Origin of the sequence: Corynebacterium glutamicum ATCC 13032 (genome assembly GCF_000011325.1) — a bacterium.
In the GTDB taxonomy this organism is placed as follows: Bacteria; Actinomycetota; Actinomycetes; order Mycobacteriales; family Mycobacteriaceae; genus Corynebacterium; species Corynebacterium glutamicum.
In genome coordinates, this window is the sequence record NC_003450.3 from 310,054 (window position 1) to 328,279 (window position 18,226).

The window sequence follows — 18,226 nt, forward strand, 5'->3', positions numbered from 1 at the left end:
CGGTGGCCTAAAATCGAAGCGATCTAAAAATTTGGCAGTTAATATTATCGATTTTCGAAAGCGTAGAACACCAAACCATTGTTGAGCCCCAGCCTGGTCGTCGATGCCGTCATCGTCCTCGTTATGGCATTCGCCCTGTGGGGTGGTTGGCGTCAAGGCGCCTTCACCTCGCTGCTGTCCACCGTCGGCGTCGTTTCTGGCCTGGTAGTTGGCGCAGCAGCAGCTCCATTTGTCATGGGTCTCACCGATTCCACCGCGCTTCGCTTCCTCCTGGCGATCGGCACCGTGGTGCTGCTGGTTGGTTTGGGAAATCTCATCGGCGCCCACTTGGGTGCTGCGATTAGAGACAACATCAAATTCCGAAGTTCCAGGACCTTAGATTCTGGGCTCGGCGCCATTTTCCAAGTATTGGCCACCTTGATCGTGGTGTGGCTCGTCGCAATTCCCCTGGCCACAGGCCTCCCCGGAACTGTCGCCAGCGGAATTAGAGACTCCCGCATCCTGGGCTTTGTAGACAAATACACCCCGCAAGGCCTAGATACCCTGCCCTCCAAAATCGCTGCGATGCTCAGCGAATCCGGCCTCCCACCACTGATTTCCCCCTTCACCGGCGGATCCTCGGTGGAAGTGGACGCCCCCGAAATCAACGTCACCAACGTTGACCTAGTCGAAGCAATGCGCCCGTCCGTCATCCACGTGATGGGTGACGCCCAAGAATGCAGCCGCCGACTCATGGGTTCTGGCTTTGTGGCATCCCCCGACTACGTTGTGACCAACGCCCACGTTGTTGCAGGTACCTCCACCGTCAGCCTGGATACCATGATCGGAACCCGCTCCGCAGAGGTAGTGTTCTACGACCCGAACCTGGACATCGCAGTCCTTTACAGCCCTGACCTCGGCTTGGATCCACTGCCGTGGGCATCCACTCCGCTAGACACTGGCGATGAAGCAATCGTCATGGGATTCCCACAGTCCGGACCTTTCAACGCCTCCCCAGCCAGGGTCCGCGAACGCATCATGATCACCGGCAGCAACATTTACGCCAACGGCCAGCACGAACGCGAAGCCTATTCAGTCCGCGGATCCATCCAATCTGGAAACTCCGGCGGCCCAATGACCAACGAAATGGGTGAAGTGGTTGGTGTTGTCTTCGGCGCAGCGATCGACGGCTCCGATACCGGTTACGTTCTCACTGCCGAAGAGGTACAGGAGCGGATCGGCGACATCACCGCGCTGACTCAGCCTGTCGATACGATGCAGTGCGCGGTTTCTTAGTCGTCGGGAGCTAGGACCAGACAGGGATGCCCACGATTGCGGTTTTTCCGTTGCGTGGGCAGTGTGGTTTGGTTTTGGGGGCTCGGAACCGGTCACAGATGCCCACGATTGCGGTTTTTCCGTTGCGTGGGCAGTGTGGTTTGGTCTTGGCAGTGAATCGCCCAATCCGAGATAGATACGACCAATCCTGTGTGGCGTTTTAAGGGCCTGGAATAGGAGAGGTGTCTATTGGTATGGGTCGGGGAATCCCAAGCGCTTAGAGGGGCATATAGGGAGTTTTGGTTTTTGAGTGACTAGGGGGAAATCCGTGAGGTTTGCGGTCGAACTAGATGAAACCAGACACACGTGACAAAAATTGCTAAAACATCTAAGTTTTGGCACGCCTGTTTGGTTTCGAGTCGCTCAAACCAGACACACGTGACAAAACCTGGCGAAAATCTTGATTCTTGTCACGCCTGTCTGGTCCGGTCAATGCGCCGGGGTAAAACCAGGGAAAAACCACTAATTCACGCCAAAATCATGCGACCTTCTGACGCCAAATGAGCAGCAGCGCCTCAGCCACAGTGCTTAAAACGTGGTGCGCGCGAACTCTGCGATGGTTGCTGCAAATTCGGAAGGGTTCTCGAGGTAGGGGAGTTCGTAGCCGCCGGGGATCGCGATGGTGGTGAATGGCCCTGTCGTTCGAGTGCGCGCAGTATTGGCTAGATGTTCCCAGCGTCGAGTGTTGGTTCTGAGCAGCCACACCGGTGCGGAGACTGTTTTGCTGGGGATCGACCCAACGAGGTAGCGGTTGGTGCGGATGATCGGGGTGATGGTGTGGTCGATCGATAGTGCTTTTTTGCGGAGGAGCACTGTCTCTGTGAATGCGTTGCTGCGCTGGTAGGACGAGGACGTGTTGTTGACGATCTCACGTCGAGCTTCGCTGGTGATTCCGAAGTGGAAGAGGTTATGCAGGAATGAGGGCAACCGAAAAGGAGCAAGTCGGCTGAGGTCAGAGACGTGTAGGTGGGGTTTTCGTCGGATGGCGCGTCGCATGTCAAGGGGGTGGATCGCGCCGAGGGAAATTAGGCCGCGGACCCGTTCGGGGTACATGGAAGCGATAGCCCAGGCGATGCTGGCGCCGGTGTCGGAGCCGACAAGAAGTGCGTCATCGTGGCCGAGAGCTGCGATAACGCTGCTGAGTTCTCCGGCTGCGTGGCGGAGGTCGTAGCCTGTTGGGGGTTTGTCGGACATGCCGTAGCCGCGTAGATCGATGGCGGCGACGTGGAAGCCGGCATCTGCGAGTGGGCCGATGACTTCGCGGTAGTCGTACCAACCGCCGAAAGCCCCGTGGATCAGAAGAACCAGGGGTTTGGTGGGGGAGCCTGCCTCTGCTAAATGGAGGCGAATGCCACGTACGGAGACGTGATCGTGGGTGAACGGTCCGTCTAGGGCAATGATGCCGGGGGAGCGTTCAATCGACGCGATTGTGCTGCTCAGGCGCCGTTTGGCGCCTGTGGCTTTGGAGCGGCTGCCGGGGATGAGGCGGGTGAGGGGAGACGTCGAAAAGCTAAAAAAGGCCATCGAAGTCTCCTTTTTTAGTGGTCGCCAGTGATGGCGCCGGGGCTGTGGAAGGACGCGGAGGTGTAGAGGCCACGCTTGTTGGCCTTCTCCAGCTTCTCGGATGCCTGACCTGGGACCAGGTTCTTCAGTTGGTTGACCGATTGGATGGTGTTCTTCGGAGCGCCCATCTTCTTCACCTTGCGCCAGCCGAACAGTGCGAGAGCTGCGGCGATGACCAGCATGAAGAGGAACACGATGAGGAATGCTGCCCAAGGCTTAATCCACTCGCTCAGCAGTGCTGCGACGAAGAAGAAAAAGAAGAAGGAGCTGTACAGTGCGATTACGCCAGCAACGCTGAATGCGCCGCCGCCGATGGCAGCTTTCTTGGCTTCGCCTGCGAGTTCAGTCTTCGCCAGCTCAACTTCTGCGCGGAAAAGGCTGGACATTTGGGAGGTTGCGTTGGAGATCAGCGTGCCGATGGAGGCTTCACCGCTAACGCTGGTATCCACATCGCTGAGGGGAATTGAATCCACCTTAGGTGCAAACGTGCTGTTACCGTCAGTAAAAAGGCCGTCTTTGTTGCTCACGTGGAAGCTCCTCCAGTGTTTAAAATTAGCGTTCGTTATTCCCAATCGTGCCACGAAATCTCATCTTGGGTGAAGTTTAGCGTGACTGGACATTCGATATACATATTAAACGATGCTTGTCGACGCCCCCACCCACCATGCCACTAACTGCTGTCAGGTGAGGCTCAGGCCGATCCGCGCCGTGCGCGTTTCATCCACCAGATACTACCTGCTGTAACAGCTGCGATGCCGGCAACAACTCCGGTTCCGATGCCGACGTCGCGGGTGCTGGGCATTTGGAACAGCGGTTCAGGGTTTTTGAAGCTTAAGATTTTCCACCCCTGTTCAAGGGCGATTTTCTTCAGCGCGCGGTCGGGGTTGACGGCGGCCGGGTTGCCGACAGCTTCCAACATGGGCAGGTCCGTGAAGGAATCGGAGTAGGCGAAGCTTAAGGAAAGGTCGTAATTGTTCGCCTCGGCGAGATCCAGGATGGACTGCGCTTTAGCGTCGCCTTTGCAGTAAAACAGCACTTCACCGGTGTACATACCGTCGTGGGCTTCAAGCACGGTGGTGACAGTTTTATGTACACCCAGTTCGCGGGCGATGGGTTCCACCAGTTCTTTCACAGAGGCGGAAATGATGATGACATCGTGGCCGAGCTCCTGGTGGTGCTCGATCAGTTCGCGGGCCTCTGCGTAGATGGTGGGAGTGACCACCGAATGCATGGTTTCCTCCGCGATCGAGCGCACCTGTTGGACTTCCCAGCCGCGGATCATGGCGGTGAGTTGGTCGCGGGTGTTGTCCATTTGTTCACTGGTGTGGCCGGCGAACATGTACGTTGCTTGCGCGAGGCTTAATTGCAGGGCTTCGACAGGGGAGATGAGCCCGCTGTTCATGAACTCACGGCCGTAGGCGTAGGTGGAACTCATGGCGATGATGGTCTTGTCCAGATCGAAAAAAGCAGCCACCTTTGTGGGGGTGGTCGCAGTGGTGCCCTCTACTTTTTGGGCGGGATCTGGGTGCTTCACACCGCATAGTTTAGCGCTTTTTGGCAACTTTCCAAGACTGAGAAAGAAACTAAAGTTACCAATGAGATTGAAGTGACGTGCTGGGGTTGCGCATTGGGAATGTAGAAGGCGTGCGGGAAGTGTCATTTGCCACACTGTTAAGTATTCGTGTTATTCGAATAAATAATCGGGTTTGATGTTGTCTTGTGGCGTTTGATATGCCATAATTTCAGGTGCAAGGCCCCGATATACAGTGTGGCCTGCCCCGGCACAATCCCCCCCCGTTGCCGGGTTACTGACGGCCCGCGCACACCCCCCCCGAGGCGCGGGCCGTCCCTTATTTTCTAAACTAGTGCCCTTAGCAGATTTTCTGTGCCTCTGCATTCGAAAGTGAAAATTATTCACAGGTGAGCGTATCGCGGGCGGTTGAGAGGTGAGTTATCCACAGGCCGCAGAGGGGGTCGTTGAAAGCACGTAAGCCTCAGGCCACAGTAGGTGCCATGAACACCATCACACACCAAGCAATTCTCATCGCAGTGGAAGATCCGGTCCTGCACCCAGAGGCCATGCACGTAGCTGCAGCCACTGGTCGGCCGGTTATTGAAACAACAAATTTGATGGACATCTCCAGGCATTTTCACCGCACATCGGCAGTGCTCATTGATGCGTCGATGGCCTCTCAATTATCACCTGGGAAACGCCGCGACAGGGTGTTTCTTCTCGATTCTGATCCAGGGCCCTCTGATTGGAAAACGGCGATGAAAATCCACGCTGAGCAAGCCATGTTGCTTCCCGCTCAGGCAGGGGAGTTGCTCAGCGCTTTAGGCAGAGATGACAAACAACTGCCGGTGGCTTCGGGCCATGTCATCGGTGTTGCCGGGGTGGTGGGAGGAACAGGCGCGAGCACGTTTGCTGCGGCGCTCGCAAAGCGGCGTGCGGAGTCAGTCACCACTGTGCTTATCGACGCCGACCCTTCCTCTGGCGGCATCGACCTGTTGCTAGGAATCGAAGATGTGCCCGGCGCGCGGTGGCCTGATGTGGGGTTGCGTCGCGGAACTGTCCAGGCTGCTGATGTGTTGAAAGCGCTGCCGAGCACTCCTGATGAGGTCGTGGTGTTGTCTACGGCGCGGTCTAATATTCTGGATCCTTTTGCATTATCCGAGTCTGATGTTTCGGCGGCGATTGATTGTTTCTTAAGCGCCGATAGGTCGGTGGATGTGGTGGTGGATCTGCCTCATGCGAGAGTGCATCCAGATATTGCGGAGCGCTTATCCCACCTGGTGTTAGTCATCCCTGCAGAGGTCCGAGCGGTGGCTGCTGCCAGGGCTCGGTGTCTGGAATTACAACAATTGCATGTATCCATCACGTGCGTGTTGAGGCATCGCGGGTGGTCAGGTTTGGATGTTGCAGAAGTGGAAGAGATTTTAGGTGCGGATATTACCGCGGAGGTTGGCTCGATCCAGCGGCTGGCTAAGTCCGTGGAGATGCATGGGCTGACCGGTTCTTTGCCGAGGGTTTTAAGCTCAGCATGCGACGCGGTCCTCGGGGAGGTGGCGGCATGACTGACATTGATCTGGTGGTGGAAAACGTCCAAAGGATTATCGCCACCAAAGAGACACCGCCGACCTCTGCGGAAATAGCGAGCCTGATTCGGGAACAAGCAGGCGTGATCAGTAACGAGGACATCGTGATGGTGTTGCGTCGACTGCGCAGTGATTCTGTGGGCGTGGGACCGTTGGAATCTCTGCTTGCGCTTCCTGGCGTGACGGATGTGTTGGTTAATGCCCATGACAGCGTGTGGATTGATCGCGGTCAGGGCGTGGAGAAAGTCGACATGGATCTGGGCTCAGAGGAGGCGGTGCGTCGCCTTGCCACCCGGTTGGCGTTGACCTGTGGCAGACGCTTAGATGATGCGCAGCCTTTCGCTGATGGCCGAATCACCAGGGACGACGGCAGCGTGTTGCGCATTCACGCGGTGTTGGCACCCTTGGCGGAATCCGGCACGTGCATCAGTGTGCGAGTACTGCGTCAAGCACGGCTGAGCCTTGATGATCTTATCCAAAGCGGCACGGTGCCTGAGGACATCGCGCCTGCGCTCCGGAACATCATCAATCAACGGCGCTCGTTCCTTGTTGTCGGTGGCACCGGCACAGGGAAAACCACATTGCTGTCCGCGATGCTCACCGAAGTTCCCGCTGATCAACGAATCATCTGCATCGAGGACACCGCAGAGCTTCATCCCGGCCATCCAAGCACCATCAACTTGGTGTCTCGCCAAGCAAACGTCGAGGGCGCCGGCGCCGTGAGCATGGCGGATTTGTTGAAACAATCGCTGCGCATGAGGCCTGACCGGATTGTCGTCGGAGAGATTCGCGGTGCGGAAGTCGTGGATCTTTTGGCTGCGATGAATACCGGACACGACGGCGGTGCTGGCACCATTCACGCGAACTCCATCTCTGAAGTTCCCGCGCGCATGGAAGCTCTTGCGGCGACCGGCGGATTGGACCGCATGGCATTGCATTCTCAACTCGCGGCCGCAGTGGACATTGTGCTGGTCATGAAACACACCCCTTTTGGCCGCAGGCTAGCTCAACTCGGGGTGCTCCGCGGAAATCCTGTGACCACGCAGGTGGTGTGGGATTTGGACCACGGCATGCACGAAGGGAGCGAAGAGGCATGGTTTATGCCCTAGGCCTTCTTAGCGTGGCGGTGTTGATCTCTGGTTCAAGGGGCCCCGGCGCGCGTACCAGGCCACCAACACCTGGGAATGGCGTCCATCTATTCGCCCTAATTGCACTATTTTGCCTGGCCACAGTGCTATTTATCGTCGTTGACGCCTACACGATGATCGCCGGCATCATCATCGCCACAACTCTATTCTGGTATCTCCGCCAGACACACGCCGCAGCCCAACGCACCAAACAATCCCTCCAATTAGCCAGCTTCTTAAGCCTCTGCGCAGGCAATTTACGCGCCGGGGTCACCATGGTCGACGCCATGGACTACGCGCTCGACAACACCACGCCGGACAAATTCTTAAGCCCCACGTTGCAGACCGCAGCCAGGCAGGCGCGCTCGGGCGGCAGCGGGCCGCGAGTGCTTATCGACGCCTCCCTCCCCGATCTTCAACGCCTCGGCCATTTGTGGGAAACATCAGAACGACACGGCATCCCGCTGGTCGCCCTCATTGATCAAATGAGGTCCCGGATTTCATCGAAGCAACGCCACGGCGAATCCACCCGAGCTGCACTCCAAGGACCGCAAGCAACCGCAGTGATCCTTACCGTGTTGCCACTAGCAGGAATGCTCATGGGCACAGCCATGGGAGCAAACCCCCTTGGGCTACTCACCGGTGGTGGGATCGGTGGGTTCCTGCTTGTCATCGGTGTGGGCCTCGATGCTGCAGGGTTTGTGCTCACCCACAAAATTCTCCAGAGCGCGAGCCCCTCATGATTACAGCACTAGTTCTTGCAGCAGTGGCCATGTTCCTCGGTTCACCCAACCCTGGAGTTCGCGGTGGATTGATAAGCCCCAAATCCGGTAAAAGCCTGCGTATCCGAGCTGGCCCAAAAAAGCTGGGCAACGCTGACCCAGTGGATGTCTCTGCAGATATCGAACTGTTTTCAGCGTGTTTGGATGCGGGTTTAAACACACGTGATGCAGCGCAGGTGGTGGCTCATGTTGCAGCCATTACGCACCGCGAACTGTGGACACATGTGGTGGCATTGCTATCGATTGGAGTGAGTGCCCCTCAAGCATTCGCCCTGATGGCAGGAGTTGATGGGCTGGATGAACTAGCCAATTTAGCCACCGTGTCGCACAGGTCGGGCAGTGCATTAAGTGATGGGTGCAGGAACATTTCCACCTCGTTGTTGGCCTCTGCTGGTGACAAGCGCACCGCCGCAGCAGAACGCGCAGGAGTGTTCATCGCCCTGCCACTTGCTCTGTGTTTCCTCCCCGCATTCATGATTGTCGGGCTTGCACCAGTGGTGCTCAGCTTGGGTACGCAACTTATCAATTTCTAGAAAACACACACAGGAGAAAAATCATGTCCAACAATCTCGAACTACTTCGACTTCGCACTCGCGCCATTCTTGCTCAAGACGATGGCCTCACCACCGTTGAATACGCCTTGGGAACTTTAGCTGCCGCAGCTTTGGCCGCTGTTTTATACATGGTGGTCAACAGCGACGCCGTGTCCTCGGCGTTCGAATCAATTATCAGCGATGCCTTGAGCGCACGACCGTAACCGATGAGAACAAAACAGCAGCGTGAACCACCGGAACTGTGCAGCGACGATGGCTCTGTCAGTATCGAAGCAGCTCTCGCATTGTCATCGCTGGTGATCGTGTGCGGGTTGATCATTGCAGCAATGGCCACCTTGGCGGCGTATCTTGCAGCTGTTGATGCTGCCGGCGCTGCTGCCAGGGCGCATGCCATTGGGGAGAGCTTCGAACCGGCACGAGGACACGTCGATATGCATGAAGCAGGGGGAATGCTCACCGCAACAGCCACTATCCCGGCACCGATTGGGCAGGTGAGCGCGAGTGCGGTGTTCCCGGTGGAAAACTAGCTGTGCAAATGACGAAGGCTACATGACCATCGCCAGCGCTGGTGTCGCCTCCATCCTCATTAGCCTGCTGGTGGTGCTGGCCTGGCAGGCGGGAAACCTCGTGGCCAGGGAACAAGCACAGGTAGCGGCCGATGTTTCAGCTGTTGCCGGAGCCTACGCCTTTGCCCGCGGGGAACTACCCGACGCTGCCTGCGCCACCGCGAAACACACAGCCGAAGCAAACAACGCACAACTAGAAAACTGCGCAACAGAAGGGGAGGATCTCACGCTCACCGTCACCGTTCGTGGACAAGAAGCCCACGCAAAAGCAGGACCTTTATGAGGTTCCCAACAAGGTCACCATCGCACCCAGTAACTTGATGGCACCTGCCTTATCCAACGGATTGTTTCCATTGCCGCATTTCGGGGACTGCACACAGCTCGGGCACCCAGATTCACAGCTACAGCTGCGGACGACCTCAAATGTGGCCTCAATCCACTGGGCGAAACGTCGAAAACCAGTATCCGCAAAACCAGCTCCGCCGTCCATACCGTCATAGACAAACACAGTGGGGTAGCCCGTATCCGCATGAAGTGCCGTGGATACGCCGCCGATATCCCAACGATCACACGTCGCAAGCAGCGGCAACATACCAATCGCCGCATGCTCCGCTGCGTGAAGAGCACCGGGAATATCAGCGGCGGGAATGCCCATCGCTTCCAACGCCAACGGATCAATCGTGTACGCCACCGCACGAGTCTGAAGAATTTGAGGAGGAAGATACAACGGAGTCGCATCCAACGTGGTGCCATCACTAAGGCGGGTGACATAGCCAGTCACACGGTCGGTGACCTGCACCTCTACGTTGGCGACCCACAAACCACCACCAGCATCAAAAACCTCGTCCTCCAACGGGGCAGAGGTAATCCTGATGTCCGTGTCACTTCTGGCATAGGTGGTGTAATCAGGCAGCTCAGGCCTGGCCAGTGCCAGATTCTCCTCCAAATCCAACTCATCAATGACAAAGGATTCACCCTGGTGGAGATACACCGCGCCGGGATGAGTCTGCGACATCGCCTTCGCGGAATCGATGGTGCCTAACAACCGGCCGTCAGTGATATCAACAATCATGAACTCCGAACCAGACCCACCACGCAAACTCACCTGCTGGTGTGCCGAATCAGGACTCAGCTCATCCGGATCCTCTGACATGGGCTTTTCCACCGCAAACCAGCCACGCGGACGCTTGCGCAACAGCCCTTCAATCTCGAGCTTCTCCACCACCTTTTGGGCACCAAACGCCGCGACCTCCGCCTCTGTCAGAGGCTTTTCCACCGCAGCGCAATAAACATGACCCCGAATAACATGCGGATTCGTCGGATCAAACACCGCAGCCTCAACCGGCTTCTCCAACAGGGCTGCCGGATGATGCACCAAATACGTATCCATCGGCTCATCACGAGCAACAAGCACCACCAACGAACCCTGCCCACGCCGACCAGCTCGCCCCGCCTGCTGCCAAAACGACGCCACAGTTCCTGGAAAACCAGCCGTGACCACAGCATCCAGTCCACCGACATCAATGCCCAGTTCAAGCGCATTGGTGGAAGCAACACCGAGGAGGGTGCCGTCGTCAAGCAATCTCTCCAACCTACGGCGGTCCTCCGCCAAGTACCCCGCCCGGTAGGACGCGACGCGCCGGGCGAAATCGGGGCGGCCCAGCGTGCTGAGCTCTTCCTGCGCGCGCAGGGCAACGATTTCTGCTTGTCGACGTGAACGGACGAACGTCAACGTGCGTGCACCCTCGGAAATGAGCGTGGCCATAATGTTTGCTGCTTCGGTGCTGGCTGCGCGACGCACCGGCGCGCCGTTCTCGCCCTCGGCGCCTTCGATGAAACCGGGCTCCCACAGCAAAACGGTGCGTTCACCCGTCGGGGCGCCATCTTCCGTCACTGCTTTAACCGGCGCGCCCAACAATCTGGAAGCATGAATTTCCGGATCGGAGCTGGTCGCGGACGCCAAAATGACCGTCGGGTGGGATCCATAAAACGCGGCGATGCGCAGTAGACGACGAAGCACCATCGACACGTTCGCGCCAAACACACCACGGTAGGCATGGCATTCATCAATCACGATGAACTTCAAATGGCGCAACAACCTGGCCCAGCGGGGATGATTCGCCAGCATCGACGCATGCACCATATCCGGATTGGTGAACACAAAACGACTCAAATCGCGGATGCCGGACCGCGCCTCGGAGGGGGTATCGCCATCGTAGGGCGCCGGATTAATCGGGTGGAAATCCGGAATGTCGCGCAGCAACGTGGACGTGGAGGTTAGCTGATCAGATCCCAAAGCCTTGGTGGGAGTTAGATACAACGCACAGGCGGTAGGATCCGTGCCGAGCGCTGACAAAATGGGCAGCTGATAACCCAAAGATTTTCCCGAAGATGTACCGGTGGCAACCACCACATGCTGGCCATTCCACGCCAGATGTGCGGTCTGCTCCTGGTGGGAAAAGAGCTTATTGATACCACGATTCACCAACGCATCGCGCAGGCTAGCAGGTACCCAACTCGGCCAATCGACGTATTTAGCTTTCGATGCGGGCAACGTCACCATATGAGTGAGCGTCGATTCGGAGTAACGTTTGGAAACGATTGCGGCCAGCTCTTCACCAAAGCTGGGCCTCATAGCTTGAGTCTTTTCACTCTCAAAATCGGGGGTAGTCAAGAATTTACCCCCTTTCGCTGGGCTGTATAAATGGGACTGACCTGCCAAAACGTAAAACTAATCCTAATAGACTATCGCTTGGGCTTTAAACGTGAAAGACTTGTTCCCAGGTCGCAGTTTCAGTGCGCAGTGTTCAACGCTCGCAAGGATAGACGTGAGCGTTCGGCATTCATACCGTCGGCGTTCGTTCAAGAAACGGCCAGATGTTGCTGTTCGAGCTCATGCAAGAGTGGAACATCGAACCCGGTAGTAATTCCAATCAGTAAAGGTAAGACAAATGGCACAGGGCACTGTTAAGTGGTTCAACCCAGAGAAGGGCTTCGGCTTCATCGCTCCTTCCGACGGATCCGCTGACGTTTTCGTCCACTACTCCGAGATCGAGGGCAACGGCTTCCGTACCCTCGAGGAGAACCAGCTCGTCGAGTTCGAAATCGGCGAGGGCGCTAAGGGCCTTCAGGCTCAGGCTGTTCGTGCAATCTAATTGCATCTGAGTTCGAAACCGGTAACTTTTGTAAGTTGCCGGTTTTTTTAATACCTAAAACAGGTGGGGCTAGAAGGGCCGTTTTATTCGTCGGCGTGTTCTTCCATGCGTACTTTGGGCACCAAGATTTCGGGAAAATGGGGCCCAAATCGGAGAAATCTTGGTGCCGAATTCACACTCGTGCTGCGATTGGCGGGAATCTGAATTTTTGCCACGGTGCAAAAATGAAATAACCCTCCCACATCCTCCCACGCGGGCTTGAGGTGGGAAAGTGTGCACAAATATCCAACTGGGATTTCTAAGCCTTTAAAACGGCAACTGGAGTGAGCTACGGGGGTAGTGGATTTTCGTCCTGGAGTGAATTGGGGTTGGAATCTGCGCGGAAATCACCCGAATATGGCTAGGGTGTGCAGGAGACCCCATTTATACTGTGTACCGTGTTAGGGAAACGCGTCGTGTAAAACTGTCGTGTACAACAACTTAAGACAGCACACGAAGTGTATGTTCTTCCCCCGCGAAGAGCACCGGATTCAGTGAAAGCTACTCACTTGTGGTTATGCTTTCCAAGAGTGAACGTTTACATGTTCGATAATTTTCGACATAGTGGGCACAGACACGCAATAAGAACAGTGGCTTTCTGAAGTGTTCTAAAAGGAACATGAAGGGGGTCAAGGCAGTTAACGAGAGGGATGCATTCCCGTGGCAGATACCGCAGGCACCACAGGATCGAAAAAGAAGTACTTGGTGATCGTCGAGTCGGCGACCAAGGCTAAAAAGATTCAGCCTTACCTTGGCAACGACTACATCGTCGAGGCCTCCGTTGGTCATATTCGTGATCTGCCACGTGGCGCTGCTGACATCCCTGCAAAGTACAAGAAGGAGCCTTGGGCTCGTCTTGGTGTGGACACCGATCGCGGTTTCGCGCCGCTTTATGTGGTGAGCCCCGATAAAAAGAAGAAGGTCGCTGACCTCAAGGCGAAGCTCAAGCTCGTTGATGAGTTGCTGCTGGCAACAGACCCCGACCGTGAGGGCGAGGCGATTGCGTGGCATTTGCTTGAGGTGTTGAAGCCGACTGTTCCTGTGCGTCGCATGGTGTTCAATGAGATCACGAAGCCTGCCATTTTGGCTGCGGCGGAAAACACTCGTGAGCTGGATGAGAACCTGGTGGATGCGCAGGAAACTCGTCGTATTCTGGACCGTTTGTACGGCTATGAAGTCTCTCCTGTGCTGTGGAAAAAGGTCATGCCGAGGTTGTCGGCGGGCCGTGTGCAGTCGGTGGCAACCCGTGTGATTGTTGAGCGGGAGCGCGAGCGCATGGCGTTCGTGTCGGCGGATTATTGGGATCTGTCGGCGGAGTTTAATGCGCGTGAAAACGGCAAGGCGGATTCGGATAACCCGTCGTCGTTTACTGCGCGTTTGTCCACGATTGATGGAAACCGTGTTGCTCAAGGCCGTGATTTTAATGATCGGGGAGAGCTGACCTCGGAGGCTGTCGTCGTCGATAAGCAGCGTGCTGAGGCGTTAGCCGAGGCTTTGGAAGGCCAGGAAATGGCCGTCGTTGGGGTCGAGGAAAAGCCGTACACCCGTCGCCCTTATGCGCCGTTTATGACCTCTACGCTGCAGCAAGAGTCTGGCCGCAAGCTGCATTACACTTCTGAGCGCACGATGCGTATTGCGCAGCGCTTGTATGAAAACGGCCATATCACTTATATGCGTACTGACTCGACCTCGTTGTCGGAGCAGGGCATGAAGGCTGCGCGCGATCAGGCGTTGGAGCTGTACGGTGCGGAATATGTTTCGCCGAGCCCACGTACCTATGACCGCAAGGTGAAGAACTCCCAGGAGGCCCACGAGGCGATTCGCCCAGCTGGTGAAACTTTTGCGACCCCGGGCCAGCTGCATGGCCAGTTGGATGCGGAAGAATTTAAGCTCTATGAGCTGATTTGGCAGCGCACTGTGGCCTCCCAGATGGCCGATGCCAAGGGCACGTCCATGAAGGTCACCATCGGTGGCACCGCGAAGACCGGCGAGAAGACTGAGTTCAACGCGACCGGCCGCACGCTGACTTTCCCTGGCTTCCTGCGCGCTTACGTGGAAACCACCCGCACCGCCGATGGCCGCGACGTAGCTGACAACGCCGAAAAGCGTCTGCCACTGCTGTCTGAGGGCGATCTGCTCAAGGTTTTGAGCATCGAAGCCGATGGTCACAGCACCAATCCACCTGCGCGCTACACAGAGGCGTCGCTGGTGAAGAAGATGGAAGATCTGGGCATCGGCCGTCCTTCCACTTATGCATCGATCATTAAGACGATTCAGGATCGAGGCTACGTTTATTCGCGTGGCAATGCGCTGGTGCCGTCCTGGGTCGCGTTCGCCGTGGTCGGATTGCTTGAAGCCAACTTCACCTCGCTGGTGGATTACGATTTCACCTCCTCCATGGAAGATGAGCTGGACAACATCGCCGCAGGTCGCGAGGGCCGCACGGAGTGGCTCAACGGTTTCTACTTCGGCGATGCCGAAGCGGATCAGTCCATGGCTGAATCAGTTGCCCGCCAGGGCGGTTTGAAGGCGCTTGTCGACGCGAACCTGGAGCACATCGACGCGCGTTCAGTAAACTCACTCAAGCTTTTCGACGACGCCGAAGGCCGTGCCGTGAACGTTCGAGTCGGACGCTACGGTCCGTACATCGAGCGCATCGTGGGCACCACCGCGGAAGGCGAGCCAGAATTTCAGCGCGCCAACCTACCTGAGGAAACCACGCCTGATGAGCTGACCCTCGAGGTCGCTGAGAAGCTCTTCGCTACCCCACAAGGTGGACGTGAACTGGGCATTAACCCAGCAAACGGTCGCATGGTGGTGGCTAAGGAAGGCCGCTTTGGTCCATACGTGATCGAGCAGGTCACGGACTCAGAGCGCGCTGGCGCCGAAGCCCAAGCAGAAGAAGTCGTTGCAGCGGAACGAAAAGCTGAAGACGAACAACGTGCCACCGATGGAATGCGACCCAAGAACTGGGAAACCAAGACTGCCGCAAACCAGAAGGAAAAGCGCATCAACCAGCTGGTTGAGGAAAACCTCAAGCCAGCGACCGCATCCCTGTTCAGCGGCATGGAACCTGCAACCGTGACCCTGGAAGAAGCCCTCAAGCTGCTGTCCCTGCCACGCGAAGTAGGTGTCGATCCTTCCGACAACGAAGTGATCACCGCTCAAAACGGACGATACGGCCCTTATCTGAAGAAGGGTAGCGACTCCCGTTCCCTCAACAGCGAAGAGCAGATCTTCACCGTCACTTTGGATGAGGCTCGCCGCATCTACGCCGAACCAAAGCGTCGTGGACGCGCCGCTGCTCAGCCACCACTGAAGCAACTTGGCGACAATGACGTTTCCGGCAAACCAATGACCGTCAAGGACGGACGTTTCGGCCCATACGTCACCGACGGCACCACCAACGCGTCACTGCGCAAGGGCGATGTTCCAGAGTCCCTGACCGATGCGCGTGCCAACGAGTTACTTTCCGAGCGTCGTGCCAAGGAAGCAGCAGATGGCGGAGCTCCTGCGAAGAAGACGTCCACTAAAAAGACTGCAGCCAAGAAGACCACGGCTAAAAAGACAACAGCTAAGAAAACCGTGAGGAAGGCTCCGCCGAAAACCACCAAAAACGTGGTGAAGGCCGGCGCTAAGAAGAAGTCCTAAAACATGCTGAACGGGTTCGTGACCAAAACACGCCAAGGTGCATCTGCGCTGGTGAAAGCCGTGTCGAAATCAGGGTCCGAACCCGAGCGGGCCGCCTTCGTGGCAGCGGCTGGTGCACATGTGTGCGCCAGCCTAATGGGGGTTTCCAAAGTAAAGACTCTGAGCAAACCCACCCTCATGCCACTTCTTGCAGGTAGGGTGCTGCGTTCTTCCTGTGGTTCTTTAGAAAAGGGTCTCGGGTTAGTTGGCCTTGCCAGTGGTTGGGTAGGGGATCTAGTGCTGATGAAGCCGGATTCACTGCCTAAAGGTGCGGCTGGTTTTGCCTTCAATCACGCCGCGTACATCGCATTGTTGCTGCGCAGGGGAGCTAGGCCAAGTGCGGTGCGTGCAGGAATCCGGGCAGTTCCTCTCCTGGGTGCCGCAGGTTTTGCAGCTATCCGTGAACCCAAAATGCTCCCCATCGTTCTTGGATACGGAGGCCTGTTAGCTACCACTTCCATGCTGGCCGATGACTCTAAACTTCACGATTCTTCCAACCTCGCGAGCTTTGGAATGGGCCACGGTGGCAACTTATTCTTGATCTCTGATGCGGTACTTTTTGCCCGTGAGCTCTTCCTTGAGGATGGCACTGTTGCTGCACAATTCGCAGATGGAGCAGTGATGGGAACGTATACAATTGCTCAACTTTTGCTAGTAGATGGGTTGTTTTCGGACTAGCTCATTGGTGTTGCCAAGAGAAAAATCCCCCGTCTCACAGTGTGAAACGGGGGATTTTTGCGTCGAAAAGCGTATTAGGACCTATCCGCCAACGTCGGCCGAATAGGCCGCGCAATCTGCGTCATCTGGCTACGTCCGCGCAGCTCCACGGACTTCATGAGCGTCCAGCGAGCCTGCTCCGCCTCGTTGGCCTCACGCAGCGTGGAAGCGTTGGTGACGGTGCGGCCTGGGGTCGTTTTCGCGATCTCCGTCAGGCGCGCAGCCTGGTTCACCGCGTCGCCGATCACAGTGTACTCAAACCTCGCGTGACCGCCGATATGACCAGCAACGACATGGCCAGCAGCCACACCAATTCCGGCCTTGAGCTGGAGATCTTTCAGCTCTGCGCGGAGCTCACGGGCAGCCGCAAGCGCATGACCGGTGGCATCAGACAGGGGCAGGGGAGCGCCGAAAATCGCCAACGCCGCGTCACCCTGGAACTTGTTGATAACACCCTTGTTGCGGTGCACAACCTCCACGACGTGCTCGAAGAACTCATTGAGCGCCTCCACAACCTCTTCAGGAGTGTGGTTGACGGCAAAGGTAGTGGAGCCGATGACATCGACAAACAACACGGCAACCTTACGGTCCTCGCCACCCAGAGTGGGGCGTTCCTCCAGCGCACGCTTGGCCACTTCAGCGCCCACGTAGCGACCGAAAAGGTCACGGACGCGCTGACGTTCACGCAGGCCACGCATCATCTCATTGAAGCCAGCCTGAAGCACACCGATCTCAGAGCCATCATAAATATCAACCTGCACATCGTTTTCACCACGACGAACCCTGTTGATGGCCTCCTGAAGTTCCCGAATCGGATCCACCACAGAGGACACCACAAGCCGGTTGCCCAGGTAACCCGTGACCAACGATGCAAACGCGAGCGCTGCGATGGCAGGCATAATTCCGGAGGCATCAGAGCCGAAAATGCCCTGCGAGTAGCCCCAAATAAGCAGCAGAATTCCCATCACTGGAATGCCCAACGTCAGCAACCACGTCATACGCAAGCGCTGGCTCACAGGTGGTTCCAGCGTGGAATCCTCAAATCGACGCGCCAGGGCAGACGCAGCAACCGGACGCACCAAACGCTCAGCCTCAAGGTAGGTGAGCAGCACGACGATTGCGGCAGCCATCAACGTGGAAAACGCCACGACCAGCGCCAAACTGGTAGACACACTGGCCGAAATCAACGTTGCAATTGCAATGCCGATTAACCACACCACTGCGCACAGAATTGCCTGGTAGATGGGGATGCGCATAACCAAGTTGCGCACCATATTTCGGTCATGATCTTCAGGGCTTCGCTGCCAATCAAGCACCGGGCGGAACATCAAAAATGTCACCAGCATGCCCGCGACAATGGCGAACGCCAGGTATGCGAAACCAACAGCTGGCAGATACGAGATCTCAGCGTTGAAATTTGAAGCATCTGGCTGCGGAATGAGGAAGCGCACAAACAGCATTACTGCGAGCGCACCAAACACATTCGTGCCGAGCACCGTCGCAGCATACAGCGGCCACGATGTGCCCCACAGCCATTTCAATGCTCTAAGCAATCGACTCATGCTCAATACTCTAACGTGCCGGTGCGACATCGCGAGGATGTAGTGAGGAAGTAGTGTAGAG

General features: G+C 56.7%; 16 protein-coding genes. 11 read left to right on the top strand and 5 right to left on the bottom strand.

All coding sequences use genetic code 11. From position 1 onward, the window contains the following. The first annotated feature begins 78 nt into the window (after positions 1–78). Positions 79–1,275 carry a MarP family serine protease gene (locus CGL_RS01550; RefSeq protein WP_011013542.1) on the top strand — a complete coding sequence of 399 codons (1,197 nt, stop codon included), beginning with the start codon at positions 79–81 and terminating at the stop codon, positions 1,273–1,275. Between the two features lie 567 nt (positions 1,276–1,842). Here CGL_RS01550 and CGL_RS01555 read toward each other — a convergent pair. From CGL_RS01555 to CGL_RS01565, 3 genes are all read right to left on the bottom strand, one after another. Beyond that, positions 1,843–2,838, bottom strand: coding sequence for an alpha/beta fold hydrolase (locus tag CGL_RS01555; RefSeq protein WP_011013543.1), 996 nt, complete (start codon positions 2,836–2,838; stop codon positions 1,843–1,845). 14 nt (positions 2,839–2,852) lie between these two features. After that, positions 2,853–3,404 (bottom strand): phage holin family protein, encoded by a 552-nt coding sequence (locus CGL_RS01560; RefSeq protein ID WP_011013544.1) that lies wholly within the window; start codon positions 3,402–3,404, stop codon positions 2,853–2,855. A gap of 164 nt (positions 3,405–3,568) precedes the next feature. Next, positions 3,569–4,411 (bottom strand): HAD family hydrolase, encoded by an 843-nt coding sequence (locus CGL_RS01565; RefSeq protein WP_011013545.1) that lies wholly within the window; start codon positions 4,409–4,411, stop codon positions 3,569–3,571. Between the two features lie 479 nt (positions 4,412–4,890). Here CGL_RS01565 and ssd point away from each other — a divergent pair, with 479 nt between their 5' ends. The 7 genes from ssd to CGL_RS01600 are packed head-to-tail and all read left to right on the top strand — an operon-like array spanning position 4,891 to position 9,285. Then, the gene (gene ssd / locus CGL_RS01570) at positions 4,891–5,952 is read left to right on the top strand and encodes a septum site-determining protein Ssd (protein WP_011013546.1); all 1,062 of its coding nucleotides are present in this window, start codon (positions 4,891–4,893) and stop codon (positions 5,950–5,952) included. After that, positions 5,949–7,082, top strand: coding sequence for a TadA family conjugal transfer-associated ATPase (locus CGL_RS01575; protein WP_011013547.1), 1,134 nt, complete (start codon positions 5,949–5,951; stop codon positions 7,080–7,082). Before ssd ends, CGL_RS01575 begins: the two co-directional genes overlap by 4 nt. Then, positions 7,067–7,843, top strand: a complete 777-nt coding sequence (locus CGL_RS01580) for a type II secretion system F family protein (protein WP_011013548.1) — start codon at positions 7,067–7,069, stop codon at positions 7,841–7,843. Before CGL_RS01575 ends, CGL_RS01580 begins: the two co-directional genes overlap by 16 nt. After that, positions 7,840–8,415: a type II secretion system F family protein gene (locus CGL_RS01585; RefSeq protein ID WP_011013549.1), complete on the top strand. Its 576-nt coding sequence runs from the start codon at positions 7,840–7,842 to the stop codon at positions 8,413–8,415. The genes CGL_RS01580 and CGL_RS01585 overlap by 4 nt, the downstream gene beginning before the upstream one ends. Before the next feature lie 23 nt (positions 8,416–8,438). Further along, the gene (locus CGL_RS01590) at positions 8,439–8,639 is read left to right on the top strand and encodes a DUF4244 domain-containing protein (protein ID WP_003855827.1); all 201 of its coding nucleotides are present in this window, start codon (positions 8,439–8,441) and stop codon (positions 8,637–8,639) included. 3 nt (positions 8,640–8,642) lie between these two features. Then, positions 8,643–8,963, top strand: coding sequence for a hypothetical protein (locus CGL_RS01595; protein WP_003863285.1), 321 nt, complete (start codon positions 8,643–8,645; stop codon positions 8,961–8,963). Positions 8,964–8,985: 22 nt separating this feature from the next. After that, complete coding sequence (locus CGL_RS01600; RefSeq protein WP_003855829.1) at positions 8,986–9,285, top strand: Rv3654c family TadE-like protein; 300 nt, start codon at positions 8,986–8,988, stop codon at positions 9,283–9,285. On the opposite strand, the gene CGL_RS01605 is transcribed toward CGL_RS01600, so the two are convergent. Continuing rightward, positions 9,280–11,637, bottom strand: coding sequence for a DEAD/DEAH box helicase (locus tag CGL_RS01605; RefSeq protein WP_011013550.1), 2,358 nt, complete (start codon positions 11,635–11,637; stop codon positions 9,280–9,282). The two genes, CGL_RS01600 and CGL_RS01605, sit on opposite strands and share 6 nt — an antisense overlap. Positions 11,638–11,953: 316 nt before the next feature. Between CGL_RS01605 and CGL_RS01610 the strand changes: the two genes are divergently transcribed. The 3 genes from CGL_RS01610 to CGL_RS01620 all read left to right on the top strand — a co-directional run bounded on the left by CGL_RS01610 (position 11,954) and on the right by CGL_RS01620 (position 16,564). Next, complete coding sequence (locus CGL_RS01610; RefSeq protein WP_011013551.1) at positions 11,954–12,157, top strand: cold-shock protein; 204 nt, start codon at positions 11,954–11,956, stop codon at positions 12,155–12,157. A 699-nt stretch (positions 12,158–12,856) separates the two neighbouring features. Beyond that, the gene (topA, locus tag CGL_RS01615) at positions 12,857–15,847 is read left to right on the top strand and encodes a type I DNA topoisomerase (RefSeq protein WP_011013552.1); all 2,991 of its coding nucleotides are present in this window, start codon (positions 12,857–12,859) and stop codon (positions 15,845–15,847) included. Between the two features lie 18 nt (positions 15,848–15,865). Beyond that, the gene (locus CGL_RS01620; RefSeq protein WP_231838283.1) at positions 15,866–16,564 is read left to right on the top strand and encodes a lysoplasmalogenase; all 699 of its coding nucleotides are present in this window, start codon (positions 15,866–15,868) and stop codon (positions 16,562–16,564) included. A 74-nt stretch (positions 16,565–16,638) separates the two neighbouring features. On the opposite strand, the gene CGL_RS01625 is transcribed toward CGL_RS01620, so the two are convergent. Continuing rightward, positions 16,639–18,165: a class III adenylate cyclase gene (locus CGL_RS01625; RefSeq protein WP_020948500.1), complete on the bottom strand. Its 1,527-nt coding sequence runs from the start codon at positions 18,163–18,165 to the stop codon at positions 16,639–16,641. Positions 18,166–18,226 lie beyond the last annotated feature (61 nt).